This is a genomic window from Candidatus Omnitrophota bacterium (assembly GCA_021735655.1).
Classification (GTDB): Bacteria; Omnitrophota; Gorgyraeia; order Duberdicusellales; family 4484-171; genus JAHKAJ01.
Genome location: JAIPGM010000003.1, coordinates 1 through 19578, shown reverse-complemented (window position 1 = coordinate 19578; position 19578 = coordinate 1). Strand labels below are relative to the sequence as shown.

The 19578-nt window shown below is 36.6% G+C and carries 16 protein-coding genes and 1 pseudogene; all 17 read right to left on the bottom strand.

Going from position 1 to position 19578, the window contains the following annotated elements; genetic code table 11:
- The gene (locus K9L86_02775; protein ID MCF7907784.1) at window positions 1-2388 is read right to left on the bottom strand and encodes an N-acetylneuraminate synthase family protein; all 2388 of its coding nucleotides are present in this window, start codon (window positions 2386-2388) and stop codon (window positions 1-3) included.
- The gene (locus tag K9L86_02770; protein ID MCF7907783.1) at window positions 2385-4190 is read right to left on the bottom strand and encodes an ABC transporter ATP-binding protein/permease; all 1806 of its coding nucleotides are present in this window, start codon (window positions 4188-4190) and stop codon (window positions 2385-2387) included. Before K9L86_02770 ends, K9L86_02775 begins: the two co-directional genes overlap by 4 nt.
- Before the next feature lie 20 nt (window positions 4191-4210).
- Window positions 4211-5281, bottom strand: coding sequence for a TIGR00180 family glycosyltransferase (locus K9L86_02765; protein ID MCF7907782.1), 1071 nt, complete (start codon window positions 5279-5281; stop codon window positions 4211-4213).
- A 24-nt stretch (window positions 5282-5305) separates the two neighbouring features.
- Window positions 5306-6517 (bottom strand): DegT/DnrJ/EryC1/StrS family aminotransferase, encoded by a 1212-nt coding sequence (locus K9L86_02760; GenBank protein ID MCF7907781.1) that lies wholly within the window; start codon window positions 6515-6517, stop codon window positions 5306-5308.
- On the bottom strand, window positions 6507-7451 hold the full coding sequence (locus tag K9L86_02755; GenBank protein ID MCF7907780.1) for a sugar phosphate isomerase/epimerase: 945 nt from the start codon (window positions 7449-7451) through the stop codon (window positions 6507-6509). The genes K9L86_02760 and K9L86_02755 overlap by 11 nt, the downstream gene beginning before the upstream one ends.
- Before the next feature lie 27 nt (window positions 7452-7478).
- Window positions 7479-8924 carry a B12-binding domain-containing radical SAM protein gene (locus tag K9L86_02750; GenBank protein ID MCF7907779.1) on the bottom strand — a complete coding sequence of 482 codons (1446 nt, stop codon included), beginning with the start codon at window positions 8922-8924 and terminating at the stop codon, window positions 7479-7481.
- Window positions 8921-9628, bottom strand: a complete 708-nt coding sequence (locus K9L86_02745) for an NTP transferase domain-containing protein (GenBank protein MCF7907778.1) — start codon at window positions 9626-9628, stop codon at window positions 8921-8923. Before K9L86_02745 ends, K9L86_02750 begins: the two co-directional genes overlap by 4 nt.
- A complete protein-coding gene (locus tag K9L86_02740) occupies window positions 9625-10695 on the bottom strand; it encodes a kinase (GenBank protein ID MCF7907777.1) in 1071 nt (356 codons plus the stop codon). Before K9L86_02740 ends, K9L86_02745 begins: the two co-directional genes overlap by 4 nt.
- On the bottom strand, window positions 10692-12191 hold the full coding sequence (locus K9L86_02735; protein MCF7907776.1) for a B12-binding domain-containing radical SAM protein: 1500 nt from the start codon (window positions 12189-12191) through the stop codon (window positions 10692-10694). Before K9L86_02735 ends, K9L86_02740 begins: the two co-directional genes overlap by 4 nt.
- Window positions 12192-13124, bottom strand: coding sequence for an SDR family oxidoreductase (locus tag K9L86_02730; GenBank protein ID MCF7907775.1), 933 nt, complete (start codon window positions 13122-13124; stop codon window positions 12192-12194).
- A 3-nt stretch (window positions 13125-13127) separates the two neighbouring features.
- Window positions 13128-14066: a hypothetical protein gene (locus tag K9L86_02725; GenBank protein MCF7907774.1), complete on the bottom strand. Its 939-nt coding sequence runs from the start codon at window positions 14064-14066 to the stop codon at window positions 13128-13130.
- On the bottom strand, window positions 14059-14835 hold the full coding sequence (locus K9L86_02720; protein ID MCF7907773.1) for a transketolase: 777 nt from the start codon (window positions 14833-14835) through the stop codon (window positions 14059-14061). Before K9L86_02720 ends, K9L86_02725 begins: the two co-directional genes overlap by 8 nt.
- 114 nt (window positions 14836-14949) lie before the next feature.
- Window positions 14950-15879, bottom strand: a complete 930-nt coding sequence (locus tag K9L86_02715; protein ID MCF7907772.1) for a GDP-L-fucose synthase — start codon at window positions 15877-15879, stop codon at window positions 14950-14952.
- A gap of 2 nt (window positions 15880-15881) precedes the next feature.
- Complete coding sequence (locus K9L86_02710; protein ID MCF7907771.1) at window positions 15882-17414, bottom strand: GDP-mannose 4,6-dehydratase; 1533 nt, start codon at window positions 17412-17414, stop codon at window positions 15882-15884.
- A 186-nt stretch (window positions 17415-17600) separates the two neighbouring features.
- A pseudogene (locus tag K9L86_02705) lies at window positions 17601-17849 on the bottom strand (GDP-mannose 4,6-dehydratase).
- A gap of 156 nt (window positions 17850-18005) precedes the next feature.
- Entirely contained in the window at window positions 18006-18566 is a 561-nt protein-coding gene (rfbC, locus tag K9L86_02700) for a dTDP-4-dehydrorhamnose 3,5-epimerase (protein MCF7907770.1), read from the bottom strand.
- Between the two features lies 1 nt (window position 18567).
- Complete coding sequence (gene rfbA / locus K9L86_02695; protein ID MCF7907769.1) at window positions 18568-19437, bottom strand: glucose-1-phosphate thymidylyltransferase RfbA; 870 nt, start codon at window positions 19435-19437, stop codon at window positions 18568-18570.
- Window positions 19438-19578: the final 141 nt, after the last annotated feature.

Genomic DNA, 19578 nt, shown 5'->3' with positions numbered 1-19578 from the left:
TCAAATAGCCTCCCAAGTGATTGGATGATCTTCTTCAATGTCAACTTTGGCGATGCGCCCAGCAACCAAATCAAAATATTTCGGTAAAAGCCCTCCACCAGGACCTTTAATCGCAACCATCCCTTGTGTAATCACCGTTCCTTTTTTAATATCGCAAGCTGCATAAAGACTTTTTCTTTGCGTGTTTAAAGTATCATATTCATTAGGCTGAATCCTTTTAATACCATCGCCTAAAACTTCGGGTATTTTCTTTGACATTGAAACTAGCTCAGCTAGCTCTGCTGGCGCTGAAGATAAAATATGGTCTGGTCCTTCCATGGCTCGATCTAAAGTAAAATGCCTTTCAATTAAATCCGCACCCAACACAAGAGCTGTGTGTGATACAAATAAACCAAAAGTATGATCAGACAGTCCCACCGGAACCTTAAAACATTTCTTGAGAGTCTCAATAACCTGCAAATTCATTTCTTCCTGGGCTGCAGGGTAAGAAGAGTTACAATGAAGTAGCATCACGTTAGGATTGTCTTGCTGACGAATCACCTCTAAAGCCTCTTCAACCTGACCCAAAGTCGACATGCCAGTTGAAAGAATCATTGGCTTACCCATTCTAGCCACCTGCTTAATAAAAGGTAAGCTTACTAGATCCATCGAAGCTATTTTAAAAACACCTACTCCCAAACTATTTAAAAACTCAGCACTTTCAAGGTCAAAAGGAGTTGAGAAAATTTCAATACCACTCTTTCGAGCATAGTTAAAAAGATCTTTTTGATCATCATGCCCCATAGCCAGACGATCAAACATGTCGTAAAGGGTCTCTTCTAAGCCAATTATAGTTTCGGCATAACGAGCAGCCTTTACCTTTTTAGATATTCGGCTTCCCGGCTTAAAAGTTTGAAATTTAATCGCGTCTGCTCCAGATTCTTTAGCCCGATCAATAAGTTGTTTAGCCACTTCTATGCTGCCATTATGATTTAATCCAGCTTCAGCAATTATATAGGCTGGCCTGCCAAAACCAACCTCTCGATTTCTAATCGAAACTACCGAGTTTAACTGACAAGCTTTAGTTTTTCTAATAGTTTGGGTAAAGTTTGACCCCTTATTACAAAGTGTCGCTACCAAATCAAAAGCCTTATGAAAAAGAATTTGAATATCCGAATAGTGAAACTCTCCTCCAGTTCCCAAAGAGTAGATTTGTTGAAAGCTGGTAATCACTGAGCGAGTTTTAGAGAGTTCTTCCTGGTAGCCATGATGCTGTATAGGATACACATGGTCTTCGCTATGAATGGTTGAAGCAGCTACCTCACTAATCTTAGCTAACCCTACTAGCTCAACTTGCTCAGCTACTTTCTTTACCAGCTTCTCTCCTTCCATCTTATAGATTTCATCGTCTTTAGAACAAGTTATCTCTAAAGTAAGATAAGTTTTATCTTTAGCAGACACGTAAGGAGAAAGTTTTTTGGGTTCAGTAATCCGGCTAAAGTAAGTTTTTTCCGAATCATAATAAAGCCAATCTATACCTTTAGGCAGAATCATCTCTTTATCATAAGCTAGGTAAACGGTACGCAAAGCACGAAAATCTAATTTACTCTCATAACCTAAAAATCTAGCCAAATCAGTAATTGCTAAACTAGAAATAATAACTTCGTCCGGGAAAACTGTCCTGCTCTTTTTTATTGAAAACTCAATGGCCGAAATAGCATTTCCTTGCGATTCGAAAGCGCTTACAATATGATTAAAATGAATATTTCCACCAAGAGTTAAAACTTTCTCCTTTATTCGCTCAAAGATACAACCGGCCCCATACTTACCTACAGCATTCCACTGTTTATGGTAAAAAGGAGTAACCTTCTGACGAACCTCAATCCTTTTTGGTGCCCAATCAGTAGCCATATGGTTAGTTGAAATACCCCAAATCTTTTCCGGAAACTTTTTAAAAAACATCTCACGCAAGGTCGGCCCTACTTGAGCATCCATATATTCGGTATAATTTGTAGCTCTAGCTCTTCCTTGCAAGCTTATATTATGCAGTTCTCCTAAAACCTTATCTTTTAACTCTTTAGGATACCGAGAAATACTCTCCCAAGATAAAGGATAGTCCCAATACTGCTTAAAATCATCGCCTTTAACATTCTTACACCAAAACTCACGCTGAATAAATAAATCTCCAAATTCAGATTCCCAAAATTTAGATAAATTTTCATCAGGAGTATGATAAATGTGTGGACCCGTATCTAATAAGTACTCTCCCCATTTCCAAGTCTTACACATCCCACCAACCTGGTCTGTAGCTTCATAGACATCAACCCTCCAGCCCTCTTCGAGAAGTTTCCAGGCTGAAATTAGGCCAACTCCACCGGCTCCAAGAATAATTGCTCTCTTTTCACTCATCTTATAAAAATATTTTTAGGCTCTAAATCATCCATAGTTTGCATCTTAACTAACTTGCCATAAAGGCCTCCCTGCTTAATTAGCTCTCGGTGTGTTCCTTGTTGGACTATTTCTCCAGAATCAAAAACTAAAATTATATCCGAATCATAAATAGTAGAAAGACGATGAGCAATGGTAATCACTGTCTTACCCTCTCCAACCTCATCAAGCGCCTTTTGGACTATCCCTTCCGACTCTGTATCCAAGCTAGAAGTTGCTTCGTCAAAAATAAGTATATCAGGATCCATGATGATAGCCCGGGCAATAGCAATTCTTTGCCTTTGACCACCCGACAGCAGCACCCCTCTTTCACCAACTAGAGTATCGTAGCGTTTAGGTAAATTTTGAATGAAATCGTAAGCATGCGCTTTTCTTGCTGCGTATTCTATTTCTTGCTGAGTAGAATCCGGTTTAGCAAAGATAATATTAGCCCTGATAGTGTCATGAAAAAGAAACGTATCCTGAGAAACAACACCCACGAGTCTACGCCAAGAATTCAAATTCAAATCTTTTAAATCAAAACCATCAATAAAAATATTTCCCTTTTGCGGATCATAAAAACGTAAAATTAACTCAACAATTGTAGATTTTCCGCATCCTGAATGGCCAACGATTCCGACTTTAGCACCTTTAGGAATACTAAATGATAAATTTTTCAAAACAATAAGCTCTTTAAGATTATAGCTAAATTCCAAATTTTGAAATTCAATTTTTTTAGATAATCTTTCGATTGTTTTGCTCCCGCCGGATAAATAAGACTTATCCTGACTATCTATAAACTGATGGGCTTGACGATAATAGGGTAAGTCTCCTCTAATGCCTACCCGAGCATCATTAAGAGCCATTGCCGGAGGAAGAATTCTAAAAAATATTAAAATAAAAGTTAAAACAACCTCTAGGCCTAATCCCTTGTTCTCTGACATTAATAAAAACGATCCGATTAAAAGAATTAAAGCAAAGCTTGTTACTCCTAAAGTTTCAAAAAGAGGCTGAAGCGACCGTCGAGCCCTAGCAAGCGCATACATGTTCCTATTCACATCTTCAACTTTAGCCTGAAACTCTCTAGTCATGTCTTTTTGACGGCAAAAGAAACGGATTATTTTCATCCCTAGAAGAGTATCTAAAATTGTTCGGTTAAGTTCTTTAATAGACTCCGTAAGCCTTTTACCGGATTTTTCAGCCCGCTGGGCAATCTTGCGCAATAATACTGAAGCAAAAACAACAATAAAAAGAGAAATCATGGTCATCTTCCAAGATAAAATAAACAACATCACCATAAGCATTATTAAAGTACAGCTTCTAAAAACAAGACTAGCAACTATGTTGACTAACGAACCTAATCTCTCAGTATGAGTAATAACAATAGTTTGCAAATGACCCATTTTTTGTCCATTAAGATAACTCATGCCCAACTTCATTAACTGATCGTAACACTTCATTCGATAATACTTAATTGCCGCTACCTGAAGACGAGTTACTGATAAAGTATTAAGGTAAAAAGCTGCCCCCTTGAAGAGGGTGATAATAACTAAAAAAAATGCGACTAATCTTATTCTCTCTCCAAGAGCCATTGTGCTAAAAAAATTTGAAATAATACTGAAAGGAAAAGGAACCCCCGAAGCCATCTTACCCTTAACCCCCTCTAAAAGAGGCAAAATTAAACCTAAGCCTAATCCCTCCATGAAAGAAGCAATTATTCCAGAAATAAAAATAACAACTACAAGAGCCTTATTTTTTAATAAAATATTCTTAAAGTGTTTCATCTTTGGGTAATAGTGCTATTCTAATCAATATTGCAATAAACCTTATTTCCAAAAAGAGGCTTTTCTGTAACCGCACGATACACTGCTGCAAAATTACTACAATATGGCGATTTTTTATTGAGTAAAGTTGAAACTTTTAAGTGCCTTCGAAACAATAATTGTATATAATTAGCTATATTAAAAACTGTGGGGCTACGTTTTATAATTTTTTTTAGATTAATGCCTTCAATCTTAGTTTTATAGCGTATATCATATTTCGAGACAAAACTCTTATTTAAATATTTCCAAAAACCTTCTTTTATAACCCCATGCGCTTCATCCCTACTAATGCCATCTTTATACGCCAAAGCTTCTTCTAAGGAATCATGAAATATATTATAGGAATTAAACCAATCCTGATGAGTTACCCAATCATATGTATCCATATGGAAAGCACGCTGCTCATGATCTTGACGAACTAAATATAAATCATCAAAAACTTTTTTCTTGCCGTGTATTACCGAAAGACAACAAGGTATTAGCTCTTCCATAAATGCTCTCTCGGAAGACTTAACTACATTTTGCCAAAGATGACGCCATGTTTCTATCCTATGCACAGAAAAAAGAGTAACTGTATAGTTTTTTAAATGGTCAGCCAGCCTCTGGCTGGCAGTTTTTCCCTCAATATTTCTCTGCGAATAAACGCCTACATTTTTAATTTCACCATGAGCGCCAGGTTCTTTAAGAGAAAAAACTATAGCCCTGCCACCAGCAGAACTATAATCAAGATTATTTTCCAAAAAATCAACACACTTCCTGAGGGATTGCTCAATGATAAAATCATCGTCCAACACTATAGCTGCGTAGGGTGTTTTAACTTGATTAATTAATTTTTTAAAGCATAAAGAAATACCTAATCCAGGATACTCGAAATACATAATTTTTAATTTACCATTTAAACTATCAATAAATTTCTTCGTAGTATCTAAATGAAACTGTTCACTAGAATCACCTATACAAATAGTGTACTGATAGTTTGTGTCTGCGTAATATCGTAAAATTCTGATTAAAAAATCAGAACGGTTTTTTGTAGGAATTACAAGTGTTACCATACTAATCTATTTCCCTAACGACATTCACCGTCTATCCAAGAATTGCTTAGTCCCTTCTACGAAATACTCAAGCTCTCTTCTTCCCAAGCCTTGATGCACGCCGATATGAAAACCATTATCGGCTATATATTCAGCATTAGGAAATTCCCCAAGTTTATAACCTAAAAATTCAAACCCTCGGCATTGAGTTGGCATTGATAAAAAAAGATTTCTCGAATCAATACCCTTTGATTTTAAGTAAAAAACTAATTCATCGCGGCTAAAGCCTGTATCTTCCCCAACAATAACTGGAAATGCGTGCGGGCCAACAGTTTCATGATCTTCTTCGTTTATCGTAAAAAGATAAGGTGCGAATCTAGAAAATTGCCCAATTAAATAGATAAGGTTTTCTCTGCGTTTCTTAAAGATATCTTGATAAATATCAAGATTTCCTAATCCGACTGCTGCTTCGAGTTCATTCATCTTTGAAGAATAACCGATGCGTTCAAAATCAAATCTTTGATCTTTATTGCCTTTGAAACGCTTTAGGCATTCGCCCTTACCGACATTTAATACACATTGCTTACATTTACAAAATCGTCCGTGTGAACGCAAAGATCTTAAAACCTCAGCAAAATCTTTACGATCAGTAACAACAATGCCGCCCTCAATTGTAGAAATAATATGGGCGGCATAAAGACTATAGGCAGCCATATCACCCCAAGCTCCAATATTCTTACCTTTATATACTGCGCCATGAGCCTCAGCGGCATCTTCAACAACGCACAAATTATGCTTCTTAGCTATTTCAATTATTCTATCCATTTCAGCCGGTTTACCCATTAAATGTACCGGCATAATAGCCTTTGTTTTTTTGGTAATTGCTGCCTCTATTTCATCAGGGTTAATATTTAAAGTTTCTCTTTGAATATCTACAAAAACTGGCTTAAAGCCAGCATGTAACACTGCATTTCCAGTTGCAACGAATGACAATGCCGGAATAATTACTTCATCGCCTCTTTTTGCTCCAAAATCATAAAGTACGGCTAAAGCTAAAGTATCGGCTTCGGTTCCAGTTGACACGGCAACCGCTTCCTTTACGCCAACCAAATCGGCAAACCTTTCTTCAAATTCTCTTACATACTTTCCCTGAGAAAGCATTCCTGAATCCATTGCTTCGGTAACTAACTGTTTTGCCTTAGCAGTTACTGACATCGTACCAAAAGATAACTTAGTATTTTCTGTATTAGTTCTCATAAATTAAATGTTTACTGTCCTCTAACTCAGTAAAAGCAGTCTGGCCAAAATAAGATTTAATATAGCTAATTCCATCTCTAATCTGCTCGTTTGAATTTGTCTTGCAATGCCACTCAAACACAATCGGAACGTGTTTTACAACTTCATAGAAATTTTCGACTAATTTGAGCTGCCAAGAATTGCTACTACAAACTTTGTGGAAATCAAAGGTCCCATCATTGTCGGAAAGATGCAATTGAAAAATTTTATCGGAATATTCAGATAATATTCTTTCGGCACACTTAGCCGGGTCAAAATTAAAAGCTTTTCCAGCAACATTTAAATGGCCCAAATCTAACAACAAACCAACATTTTTGTATTTTCGACTATATTTTAAAAATTTCTCTATCTCTTCGGGTAAAGTCATCAAGCAATAATTCTGTTCTTTACTGAATGGAAAAAGATTCTCAACCGCTAATTTTTTACTATCAGGCAAACTTTCTGCGACTATCCTTTCTAGACTTTCATAAAAATTAAAACTTGCTTGAAATTTATCTCTTTTAGACTCCTTATCTACAATAAAATGCATATCTTTTAACTCCGGAAGCATATCAACACTATGGCCTCCGTGAACGCTATATAAAGAAATACCAAAATCACTTATAAATTTAAATGACTTCTTAATAAGTTCAAAACTTTTTTGCTTAAGCTGCTCATTATCTGAAGCGAGATTGAGCACAAAAGCATCTTTTTTAAGTGCTGGCGGTGGAAAATAATTATGTATCAAAATATTTAGTTCTTCCGAATCCCTCAAAAGACGAAAATCAGCCTCCCATTGATCATAAATAACAAGACCGCCAGATAATTCGATATTCTTAACACCAAAACCTAATAAGTCCTGAATTGCCTCGTTAACTTTTCTTTTTCTTGTGCAAGATGATGAAATAAAAAACATACTTTTCTGCCCTTATTCTGTATACAACTAATTGCTGTTATTATCTTTTGTTGCCTTCTTAACCCTTAGCTGCCTTTTAATCTTCTTGGCCAGTCTGGAAAAAGTAAGCAATGCTCCTAAAATACCACTCTTTCTTACCATTGGAATAATCCGCCAGGGAGCTGAATATATCCTAAGAAATCCGTCGTTTTGTAAATCAATAAGATCTTGAGCCGACAATTCATTCACCTCCATAACTGCTGATCCATAACGACGATACCTTGAAAAATCTTCAGTCAATAACCGTAACCCGTGTTGCCCCTCTTTAGCCATCCGATAAAGTTCCGTACCTGGATAAGGAGTGGCTATACTAAGATTAGCTTGCTGAATATGACGCGCATTACGTAAGTAACCCAGAGTACTTTCTACAGTTTCGGCTGTTTCGCCTGGTAAGCCAAGCATAACTGAATTAAGCGTCTCTATTCCATATTTATTAGTTATTTGATTTGCCTTTTGATAACTTTCAAGCGGCACTTCTTTTTTAATAATCTTTCTTATGCGAGGATCTACTGATTCTAAACCAAAAGAAATTCTTATTAGCCCTGCTTTAGCCATTTCAGCAATTAATTCATCATCCACTAAATTAGCTCTAGTACTGCCATCAAAAGTGATTGAAAAATCTTCGGCCTGTATTCGCTTACATAATTGTAAAATATAATTTCTATCAAGTGTTAGAGTGTCATCCAAAAAGGTAAAATGTTTAATATTAAAATTATAAATTATTGATTTAATCTCATCCATTACCGAATCCAAAGACCTTCGACGAATCCTGGAACCGAACACTTTTGTGCTACAAAATATACATTCAAACGGGCAACCTCTAGTTGTCATAATAGTCGTAAAATTTTTTACACCTTTTAAAGTGCCTATATTATATTTATCTAATTTTAGTAAATGCCTCGCTGGATAAGGAATTGAATCAATATTCTTAATTGGTTCAGAAAGACCAGTACAAACAACCTCATCACCTTTACGATAAAGAAGGCCTTTTATGTCTGACATATCTTTCCCAGAACCATATCTATCTAGAAACTGAGCCCATGATTCTTCGGCTTCACCAAGAAAGGCATAATCAAAACAAAGATTAAAATCTTCCTTTTGTAAAATAGTTATATGCGCTCCGCCTATAGCTATCGGAATGCTTTTATTAAACCCTTTAATCGCCTCAGCGAGTTTAACCACTACATGGAAAAAAGGTGTAGTAGCAGTCATGCCGATTATATCTGGCTTAAACTCATTTATACGTTCCAAAATTTTTGCCGTTGGTAAATCTTCGGCCTCTCCATCAACTATTTTTACCATATGGCCGTTATTTTCAGCTACAGCCGCAATGTAAGCTAGATTTAAAGGTGGCCAGCGAGATGCCTTCTTAGCAAAATATGAAAATAAACCATAAGCACTAGTCCACTTTGGAAACAATAACATTACTTTCACGACATGGCCCCTTTACAGTTAAAAAACTCCTTAGCCTGAACATACCGCTCTGGCGTTCCGATATCATATAATTTAGCTTCTGTTACAAAGCCAAAGCTATTTTCTGTTTTAGGAAATAAATCGCGTTCTAAAGAAAAAACTTTTTTTTGCGGCATCTGCTTGAATATTTCTTTATCCATTAGATATATTCCAGCATTAGCTAAACAAAAGTTAAGCCCCTCCACTTTTTCTTGAAAGCTTTTTATCTTTCCTGTGCTGTCGATAGTAACAGTTCCATAATCCTTAACTTTTGTGGTTCTAACCAAAGCCATAGTTAAAATAGCTCTTTTTTCCCTGTGAAAACTAAACAATCGATTAAAATCTAAATCACAGAAAGAGTCGCCGTTGACAACTAAAAAACTACTACTTTTGACTAAACTTTCGGCTTTCTTTAAGCCGCCACCGGTTCCTAAAGCAATTTCCTCTTGAGAAAAAAAGATATCCGCTCTATCTTTAAAATAATCGATAATCTTATCCCGTCTATAGCCCACACTTAAAATGAAACGGTTAAAACCAAATTTCCTAAAATTGTCAATTAGAATAGATAAGAAAGGCCTTCCAGAAACTTCAACTAAAACTTTGGGTTTTTCTCCTAAAACTGATTGTAACCTCTCACCTTTTCCACCACAAAGAACAACCACATCTATAGATTTTAAAATATTCATTTCTCAATTACTGTTGACTCATTGCTAATAATTTCTTCAGCCGCTAAAATATCTTTACTCGAATCTGACCAAGATTGATGATCCGGAGCATAATAAACTATTTGACTACCCAAGGTATCAAAACGAAAAGGAACATAAAGAAGATTCTTAAGGGCTAGCCTTACTTTTTGCTGAAATTCTGGATTAACAAAAAATAAAATAAATCCGCCGCCGCCGGCCCCTAGAATTTTTCCACCCTTTGCCCCGGCCCACATAGCAGTTTCATAAATCTGGTCAATCAATGGCGTTGAAATTTTAGAAGTTAAGCTTCTTTTTATCTTCCAGCTTTCATTAAGTAATTTACCAAAATCACTAAAATCTTCGTGATTGCTGTTTAAAATATCCATAGCGGCATAAACCATATCATGCATGTTACCTAATTCCTTTGTTCTATTAGGCGTTTGATTTATTTGCTCTTGGGCAATTTCAGAAGCCGTACGAGAGAATCCAGTAAAAAATAACATTAAGTGTCTTTGTAGGTGTTTTAATTTCTCAAAATGTAAAGTCACCGGTTGAACCTCAATATTATTATCCCGAGCAAAAGTAATCTTGTTAAATCCACCAAAAGCGGCAATAGTTTGGTCTTGAGAACCAACATGCTCTTTAATTCTTTCTTGCTCAACATGGATAGCTTCAAGCGCCAACTGCTTTTTAGTTACCATCTTGCCCTTTAAAGCATACAAAGCATTTAGCAAGCCTACCGTAAAAGCTGAACTCGAACCAAGACCGGTTCTAGCCGGCAGATCTCCATCATGATGTATTTCAACGCCTTTACCTAAATTCATAAAATTTAAACACTCCCGAACCGAGGGATGCTTTATATCGGAAAGGCTTTTTACAGCCTCGCGTTGCGAATAAACTATTCTATATTTATAATCAAAAAATGGCGGCAAGTAACGACAGGTTATATAACAATATTTATTTATCGAAGCTGAGATAACTGCTCCACCATTTTCCCTGTACCATACCGGGTAATCTGTTCCACCACCAAAAAAAGATATTCTAAACGGAGTTCTGCTAATAATCATGTCTTTACTCCTTCAGTTTCCAACAGCTTCCTTTTTAATTTATATTTAAGCATATCTTTTATATGCTCAACTGTATCCTCGCCAAAAACTTCTTTAATCATAGCGCTATACTCGGGATCGCTATAATAATCCACGAAAGCTCGGTCTCTAAAGCTTAGAACTTCGGCACTAGAAAGATATTTTGTTGGCAAAGGTAAAGTTTCGTAACTAAACTGAGAGTACCCTGACCAGCTTTTCGGAAGTTGCTTTTTCTGCTTTATTGCTTCTTGATAAAGCTTTGAACCAGGATAAGCCATGGTAGTATAAAAGTTCACGTATTCGCAACGTAACTTTTTAGCTAAATTTAATGTTTCTTGCATAGATTGTTGATCATCATCAGGAAGACCAAACATAAAATTACCGATTATATGAATCCCGGCATCATGAGTTATACGAGCAGCTTCATAAATAGCTTCCTGGTCAAACCTACCCTTAGATACGCCGTCCCGGACTTTTTTGCTAGCTGCCTCGAACCCATAGCAAATCCAATTTACTCCAGCTTGTTTTAATTTTTTTAGCAATAATTCATTAACCGTATCAACTCTGGCATAAGCCCATATATTTATTCGGTAGTTACGTTTAATAAGCAGATCACAAAATCTATCGACCCTAGATTTTTCTGAAACAAAAAGCTCATCAAGTATTTTTAAATGCTTAATATTATAATTTTTCACTAGAAAATCGATTTCCTCGACCACCTTTTCAGGGCTACGATAACGTATGCCCGGAGAACCACCGTAAAGACTATGAATATTACAATATTTACAATCGAAAGGGCAGCCAAAACTAGTGTAAATTATGGCATAAGGAGAACGTTGTCTTATATGGCCAAAACAATGCCAATTATGAGCTCGATACTTATCCATCGGTAAAAGATCCCAAGCTGCGAAGGGTAATTCATCTAAATTCTCAACTACTTTAGCCCAACCGCCAGAAATAAACTTTTTATCCCGAAGATAACAAATGCCCTTATTAAACGATAAATCGTCTATATCTTGCGATTTTGTTTCTTTTAAAATATTTAAAATTGGATAAAAAGCTTCTCCTTTAATTACGAAATCAATCTTCTCCTCTCTGAGGGTTTCTTCGGCTAAAGCCGAAGGATGAATACCGTAAAGAACGGTCTTGGAATCAAAATTATTCTCTTGAATTAAATTCAATAGACTTCTTACAGCAAGCATTTTTGGTGTTGATGCCGCCGAAGGATTAGCTCCAATCGCAGCAAGGCCGATAACTCTTGGGTTATACTCCCTTATTCTATTAAAAACTTCTGTTGGGCCCAAACCTTCAGCTACAGCATCAATTATCGCTACCGAAAAACCTTTCCGGCGCACAAAGGCAGCGATCAAAGCTGTCCATATTGGTGGTTCAATACCGATTAAGCTATCGCTTAAACTGCCATACATCTGCTTTTTACTACTCGGATTTACTAATACTAGATCCAATGACATCATAATTTAGACATTAGAATATTGATTCTTTCTAATGATTTGGTATCCTTTTATCAACTCAGTTATACCATCCTCCAACGAAACATCGGGCTTAAAGCCTTTATTTTCGATTTTCGCATTGCTTACAATATAGTCTCTTTTATCGGGATCTTGGCCGACTTCGGCCTCAATAAAATAAAAATCAGGAACTTGTTTTTTAATCTCCTGACATAACTCCCACTTGCTTAAATTTGCATCGCTTAATCCAACATTGTAGGCTTGGTTTTTCATGGTTTGGAAATTATCCAATCCATGGATAAAAGCTTTAGCCACATCGCGAACATGGATATAGTTTCTTTTAAAATGTGATTCAAAAAGAATTATGAACTTATCTGTTACGGCTCGATAAGTAAAATCATTAACTAATAAATCCAAACGCATTCGTGGACTTATACCAAAAGCAGTTGCTAATCGTAAAGTAATACAATCTCCCGCATCGAGCAAAATTTTCTCAGCCTCAACTTTCAGTTTTCCATAAAGCGAAACTGGCCGCAAAGGAGTTTTCTCGTTACAAAAAATACCTTTTTGGCCTATACCATAGCCGCTATTAGTAGTGGGATAAATAATGGCTTGTCCTTTAGAACGCAACTTAAGAATTAATCTTATGGCTTCAACAATTACGCGTCTGGCCTCATCAGGCTGGTTATCGCAAAGCGGTGCACCGGTAAGACAAGCTAAAGGAAAAATAGCATCAACATTTTTAATTTGCCGCGCGATTACTCGCTCATCTAAAGTATCGGCCCTTTCTATAGTCAGCTTCTTATTATTGCAACAATCAAGCAAAGATGATTGACGATAGGCAAAAGAATCAACAACGACGACATCGTGACCGGAATTTAATAAACGAGGAACCATTATTGAACCTAAATAGCCCGCTCCACCAGTTACTAGTATTTTCATAATTTACTTTCCTTGTAAAAAATCAGACACTATATTTGTCACGGACCCAGAATCAACACCATAATAACTTCTTATGATATCTCTGCCACCATATTTATAGCAATAGCCCTTTTCCATAGACAAGCCAATTCGTTTAACCGGCAATAACACCCCCTTATCCTGCATGACTTCACAGACCGCACTGCCAAGGCCACCGGGAAGAAAATGTTCTTCCAAGGTCACGACCCTTTTAACTCCTTTTATAAAATCAATAAGTAATTTTTCGTTAAACGGCAAAGAATAAACATCAATTACGCCGATATCAAAGCCTTGCTGCTTAATATTTTTTGCTGCCTCTAAAGCAACATGAACCATACTTCCGGTTGCAATGATATAAGCTTCTTTTGACTCTTCTAAAATTGACAGACCTTTAGAAAAATCCTCATTTTCTTGATATAAATTCGGAAGGACTAAACGATCTAAACGTACGTAATTAGTGTTCTTCATTTGGCACGATATAACAGCCATGGCTCGAGACATGATACTATCAGATATACTATGAATTGTTATGTTGGGCATAGAACGCATAATCGCAAGATCTTCAGTAATATGATGCGTCGGCCCTGAATCCTCGTAACCAAATCCGGCACCAACCCCAACTATAGTTATCGGTATGTTCATAATCGCATTGTTTACTCTTATTTGCTCCAAGCAACGTAAAGTAATAAACGGGGCTATCGCATAAACAAAAACTTTTTTACCACTTAAAGCAAGGCCAGCTGATATAGCTATACCATTCTGCTCAGCAATTCCGACATTAACAAACTGTGAGGGAAAATCTTTCCTGAATTGATCAAGGGCTGGAGCACCCATGTCAGCTGAGACAACGATGATATTTTTATCTAAAACAGCCTTGTCATACACCTTATTCCAAAAAGCATCACGCTGAGAAATATTATTCATAATCGCATAACCTCCCTTCTAATTCTCTGATAGCTATTTCAGCTTCTTCTCCTTTAGGTGCTATTCCATGACATAACGGCTGATAGCACAAAGAAGCAGCTCCTTCTCCCTTTACAGTATCGGCGATAACAACAAGAGGCTTGCTTGAAGGCCTAGAACGCAAAGGACATAAAGTTGAAATTATTTCCTCGATCGAATGACCATTAATACGTTTAACTTCCCAACCAAAAGCTTGCCATTTCTTATCTAACGGCTCTAAAGCAATTAAATTTTCAGTAAAATCAGTTACGCAGAGATAATTTCTATCAACTATTGCTACGAGATTATTCAATTGATTATGAGCCGCGAACATAGCTGTCTCCCAAATAGACCCCTCATAACATTCACCATCTCCTAGTAAAGTGAATACTAAGTGAAGATTGCGATTCTTTTTAGCCCCTAATGCTAATCCAGCTGCCAAACCAAACCCTTGCCCCAGTGAGCCAGAAGTTATTTCAACGCCGGGTACACTATCTTGTAGGTGTACGCCAAAATTTCCGCCTTTTTGAGCAAAATTATTAAGTTCTTTCGAATTAAAATAACCACAATCAGCCAAAACTGCATACAAAGCCGGAGATGCTTGGCCTTTGCTTAAAATAAATCGATCCCTTTGTTCCCAACCAGGATCATTAGGCCTATGACGCATGACATTACCATGGTATAAAGAAACCAAAATATCAATACAAGACAAAGAAGAGGTAACATGCCCGGTTTGGGCCTGAATACACATATTTAAAACATTTTTCCTTATGTTTTCAGCTTTTTTTCTTAAACTTTTAATTGTTTTCTTCACATAACCTCCTTATATTAAAATAAATATTACTTTCTATCGCAAAACACAACCTTAACTAAATTTTTTTAAAAAACTCTTATAGGTCTTGTCCAACCCGCTAGCTAAAGACGTCTTTGGCTTCCAGCCAAAAGATAATATTCTGCTACTATCTAGAGCTTTTCGTAAAATTCCATCAGGCTTAGACTTATCAAACACGATCTCGCCCTTATATCCGACAATTTCTTTCACTGCAACAATTAGCTCTTTTATAGTTATATCTTCTCCGTATCCCAAATTAACATAAGAATGAATTTCAAATAAATTCATAAGAAAAATTGCAGCCGAAGCAACATCATCTACATAGATAAATTCTCTTTTACAATTTCCACTCCCCCAAACTATCACTGAAGGTTCATTGGCAATCTTAGCTTTATGAAATTTATCAATCAAAGCCGGAAGCACATGTGAATCTTGAGAACCAAAATGATCGTCAGGACCATAAATATTTGAAGGTATAATACAGATAAATCCTGTTTTGTATTGACGATTATAAGCCTCACACATTTTTACCCCAGCGATTTTAGCTATAGCATAAGGTTCGCTGGTTAGCTCTAGGCACCCTGTCAATAAACTATCTTCCTTCATTGGCTGAGGGCAATACTTAGGATACATGCAAGCACTGCTAAAGAATAAAAGCTTCTTAACCCCTGAGGTATATGCTGAATTAATAACGTTAGCCTGAATCATAAGGTTTTCATAGATAAATTCTGCCGGGTAACTGTTGTTTGCGCCGATTCCGCCAACTCGAGCCGCAGCTAAAAATACATAGTCAGGACGCTCTTGGCTAAAAAATCTTTCAACTTCTGTCTGGTGGGTGAGATCTAGCTCTTGGTGGGTTCTGGTTAATAAATTAGCATAACCTTCTTTTTTAAGCTCACGTAAAAGAGCTCTTCCAACTAATCCTGTGTGTCCGGCAATATAAATCTTGGCTTGCTTTTCCATATTTATCGGCTCAACTTACCTTCAGTCCAAGTTCTCTTATTCTTATACCATTCAACAGTAGCAGTTATGCCAATTTCGAAGCCTACTTCCGGACTCCAGCCCAAATTATTGACTTTAGCTGAATCTAGGCAATACCGAAAATCGTGTCCGGGACGATCAGCAACAAAATTAATAAAATCATCGGGCTTATTAAGAATCTTAAGTATCTCTTTAGCTAAATCAATATTTCGTCTCTCAATATTTGAACCTAAATTATAGACTTCGCCGACTTTACCCTTATCCATAATTAAAGCAATACCCTTAACGCAATCAGTAACATACAGCCATTCGCGACAATTTAAACCTTGAGCATAAACTGGTATCTTCTTATCAGCCAAGACACTAGATATAGCTACCGGTATAAACTTCTCAGGATACTGCCAAGGACCATAGTTATTAGAAGGTCGGATAATAATCGCCGGAAAGTCAAAAGTACGGATATAAGAACGAACAAAAAAATCACCAGCAGCTTTAGAAGCTGAATAAGGTGAATTTGGTGCTAAATGCGAATCCTCAGTAAATTTACCCTCTTCTATCTCTCCATAAACTTCATCAGTTGAGATATGAATAAATCTTGTAACCTTGTGTTTTCTGGCGCAAGCTAGGAGGTTGAGCGTTCCTCGAACATTTACCGCCTCAAAAACAAAAGGATCCTTAATCGAATTGTCGACATGGGTATTATGACAAACTACATTTCCTATTCCACAAACGAAATTGTGGCTCTTTTCTACTTCCAGATCATAAACCCATCCTTCATATTGAATTTCCTGTTTTTTTCTCTTCACCAATCCATAATGCTGACCAGATAATTCAGTCTTGAACTCCCAGCTTCTTTTATAGTTCTTTCTATCGTATTCAAAAACTTTGAATTTTTTTCCTTGTAATGTCAAAAGGAGGCTGATTTGATTCGTTAATTTGTAAGAAGTCGTAGAATACCTGCCATCTTTAGTGCCATCGCCTTCAAGTAACTTACTCCAAAAAAAACTCCGTTGATTACTCTCTAAATCAAAAATCCAATCTGGAAAGAATTTTCCATCACAATATTTTCCACAATTTTTTATTAAATAATTGAAAAACTTCTTATTGGACACCTGTAAATAAAACACATCTTTATGCTGTTTATTTTTATGTTTACCGATATAGAATTTTAACGAAAACTCTTTTCTAATTAGTTCTCCTATATGTTCAATCCATCCCTTGTTAGTTTGATTAATTTCTATGATATATCCGCCATTAGCTTTATTGAAAGTCGCATTTCCTTCTGTTATATAAGCTGCTAAAATTTCCAAAAGTGCCAAGCTTTTTCTCTTATTCCTTTTTTTTATCTCGTTTATTTCTCTAATAACCAATAACTCCGGGTTAGTGTGTGGATTGGTCAACTCAAGACTTGAACTATAAATAGAATGGTTTGGAGTTGCTTTTATAACTCCTTGTTTCTGAATTAGTTTTATGATCTTACCTTTATACCTATGTCGAGTAATTGCTTTGACTGGCATCCATTGACCACCATTCAGAAAACTTAAAATTTTCGTCTGTTTGCCTCTTAAAAATATTGCTTCGCCCTTTTCGTTCTTTATGGGCTTATTATTTTTGGACTGTTCTTTCCACAACTCACCAAATGTAATTGTTCTTGTCCCTATCTTGGGGACAGATTGGACTGGGACATAAACATCCTCGGGAATGCTTTCGGCAGCTAAATGAACCACTGTATCGATGTCATGAGAAAAAACTCCCTCAATGTTTTCAATATTCCGTATATCTCCCTTTATAAAATGATACCTGCTGTTCTTCTCGACATCTTTAAGCCTGGCTAAATCTCCGGCATAACTCAAGTTATCAAGGTTAAAGACACGGTGATTGTGACTCTTAAGCAGATGCCTAATGAAATGTGAACCTATAAAACCTGCTCCGCCTGTAACTAATATATTCATAATGCACTTCCTTGCTAAAACTCATCCCCTCAGTACGCTTATGAGGGTGCTGAGGCCGACCCGCCCGCCACGCGAGCCAGCAAGTTCTGTTATTTTTAAAAAATTCTCTAGTCTGTTTTTAAAAAATCTACGTCCAAAACCAGTTTTAAAATATTTTTAGACATAGTTAAACCCAATGTCAGCCTCTTTCAACATCGGCCATTTTTTATCGCGCTCAGAAAGAACCGGTTTAAGAATCGGCCAATGTATGCCGATATTTTGATCAGACCAAATAACCCCTCGATCATGCTGAGGCGAATACTCACTACTACAACCATAAATAACTTCGGTATTTTCTTCTAAAGTACAAAACCCGTGGGCAAAACCGGTTGGTATATAAAGAATCGACTGATTCTTCGTTGAAAGTAATGCCGAAACCCACTTTCCAAAGGTAGGTGAACCACGACGAATATCAACCGCCACATCTAAAGCGCTACCAGCAATCACTCTTACTAACTTTGCCTGCTCGAAAGGTTTCTTTTGAAAATGTAAACCCCTGATTACCCCCTTAGCAAAAGATTTAGAATGATTCTCTTGAACAAATTCATCAGTTATGCCAAATTTAACAAAATCACTCTGTTTATAGGCTTCAAGAAAAAAGCCTCTTTCGTCACTGCGTAATTTAGGCTTAATTAAAACAACCTCGGGGATTTCTAATCTTTTAAATTCAAATGACATTTTACCCTCGCTCGGTTAAAATTCTCAATAAATATTGACCATAGCTTGTATTTAACTGCTTGGCTAACTGTTCTAATTGTTTAGCATTGATATAACCCTTACGATAGGCCACCTCTTCAATGCAGCCCACTTTTAAGCCTTGACGATCTTCAATGGTCTTTATAAACATTGAAGCGTCAATTAAAGCATCGTGGGTTCCGGTATCAAGCCAGGCATAACCACGACTTAAAAGTTTAGTTTTTAACTTGCCCTTTTTTAAGTACTCTTTATTGACGTCGGTAATTTCAAGCTCACCACGAGCCGAGGGCTTTAGGGACTTAGCAATTTTAACTACCTGATTATCATAAAAGTATAAACCAGTTACTGCCCAGTTTGATTTTGGATCCTTTGGCTTCTCGTCAATTGATAAAATCCTATGCTCATTATCAAATTCAATTACTCCATATCGTTCAGGATCTTTCACATAATAGCCAAAAATAACTCCACCAGACACATCTTTGGCGGCTTTAATTAAAAGTTCAGAGATATCATGTCCATATAAAATATTATCGCCTAAGATTAAACAAACACTGTCTTTACCAATAAACTCTTCAGCCAGAATAAAGGCTTGGGCTATACCTTCAGGCTTATCCTGCACTTTATAGGAAAAATTCACCCCTAGGGAACTACCATCACCTAATAACTCTTTAAAGCGTTCAGTATCGCGAGGCGTTGAAATAATTAAAATGTCTTTAATGCCAGTAAGCATTAAAACCGAAAGCGGATAGTAAATTAGTGGCTTATCGTAAACTGGGAGCATCTGCTTGCAAACCCCCCTGGTTATCGGATAAAGCCTTGTAGCCTTGCCTCCGGCCAAAATTATCCCTTTCATTCTTTCTCCTATGTTAATTGTCCAGTATATTCTACTCTCAAAATATCAAGCCATTTATCGCAAGCCCTACATTAGGCTGGAGATAAATGGTAAACTTTTTTATCAGATTGTAATTTAAAATTACTAAAATCTTCAAATACC

What these genes read in the sequence shown, in the direction of transcription:
- K9L86_02775 (MCF7907784.1), bottom strand. Translation starts at nt 2,388, where the DNA reads ATGAGTGAAAAGAGAGCAATTATTCTTGGAGCCGGTGGAGTTGGCCTA.
- K9L86_02770 (MCF7907783.1), bottom strand. Translation starts at nt 4,190, where the DNA reads ATGAAACACTTTAAGAATATTTTATTAAAAAATAAGGCTCTTGTAGTT.
- K9L86_02765 (MCF7907782.1), bottom strand. Translation starts at nt 5,281, where the DNA reads ATGGTAACACTTGTAATTCCTACAAAAAACCGTTCTGATTTTTTAATC.
- K9L86_02760 (MCF7907781.1), bottom strand. Translation starts at nt 6,517, where the DNA reads ATGAGAACTAATACAGAAAATACTAAGTTATCTTTTGGTACGATGTCA.
- K9L86_02755 (MCF7907780.1), bottom strand. Translation starts at nt 7,451, where the DNA reads ATGTTTTTTATTTCATCATCTTGCACAAGAAAAAGAAAAGTTAACGAG.
- K9L86_02745 (MCF7907778.1), bottom strand. Translation starts at nt 9,628, where the DNA reads ATGAATATTTTAAAATCTATAGATGTGGTTGTTCTTTGTGGTGGAAAA.
- K9L86_02740 (MCF7907777.1), bottom strand. Translation starts at nt 10,695, where the DNA reads ATGATTATTAGCAGAACTCCGTTTAGAATATCTTTTTTTGGTGGTGGA.
- K9L86_02730 (MCF7907775.1), bottom strand. Translation starts at nt 13,124, where the DNA reads ATGAAAATACTAGTAACTGGTGGAGCGGGCTATTTAGGTTCAATAATG.
- K9L86_02725 (MCF7907774.1), bottom strand. Translation starts at nt 14,066, where the DNA reads ATGAATAATATTTCTCAGCGTGATGCTTTTTGGAATAAGGTGTATGAC.
- K9L86_02720 (MCF7907773.1), bottom strand. Translation starts at nt 14,835, where the DNA reads ATGTGTATTCAGGCCCAAACCGGGCATGTTACCTCTTCTTTGTCTTGT.
- K9L86_02715 (MCF7907772.1), bottom strand. Translation starts at nt 15,879, where the DNA reads ATGGAAAAGCAAGCCAAGATTTATATTGCCGGACACACAGGATTAGTT.
- K9L86_02710 (MCF7907771.1), bottom strand. Translation starts at nt 17,414, where the DNA reads ATGCCAGTCAAAGCAATTACTCGACATAGGTATAAAGGTAAGATCATA.
- rfbC (MCF7907770.1), bottom strand. Translation starts at nt 18,566, where the DNA reads ATGTCATTTGAATTTAAAAGATTAGAAATCCCCGAGGTTGTTTTAATT.
- rfbA (MCF7907769.1), bottom strand. Translation starts at nt 19,437, where the DNA reads ATGAAAGGGATAATTTTGGCCGGAGGCAAGGCTACAAGGCTTTATCCG.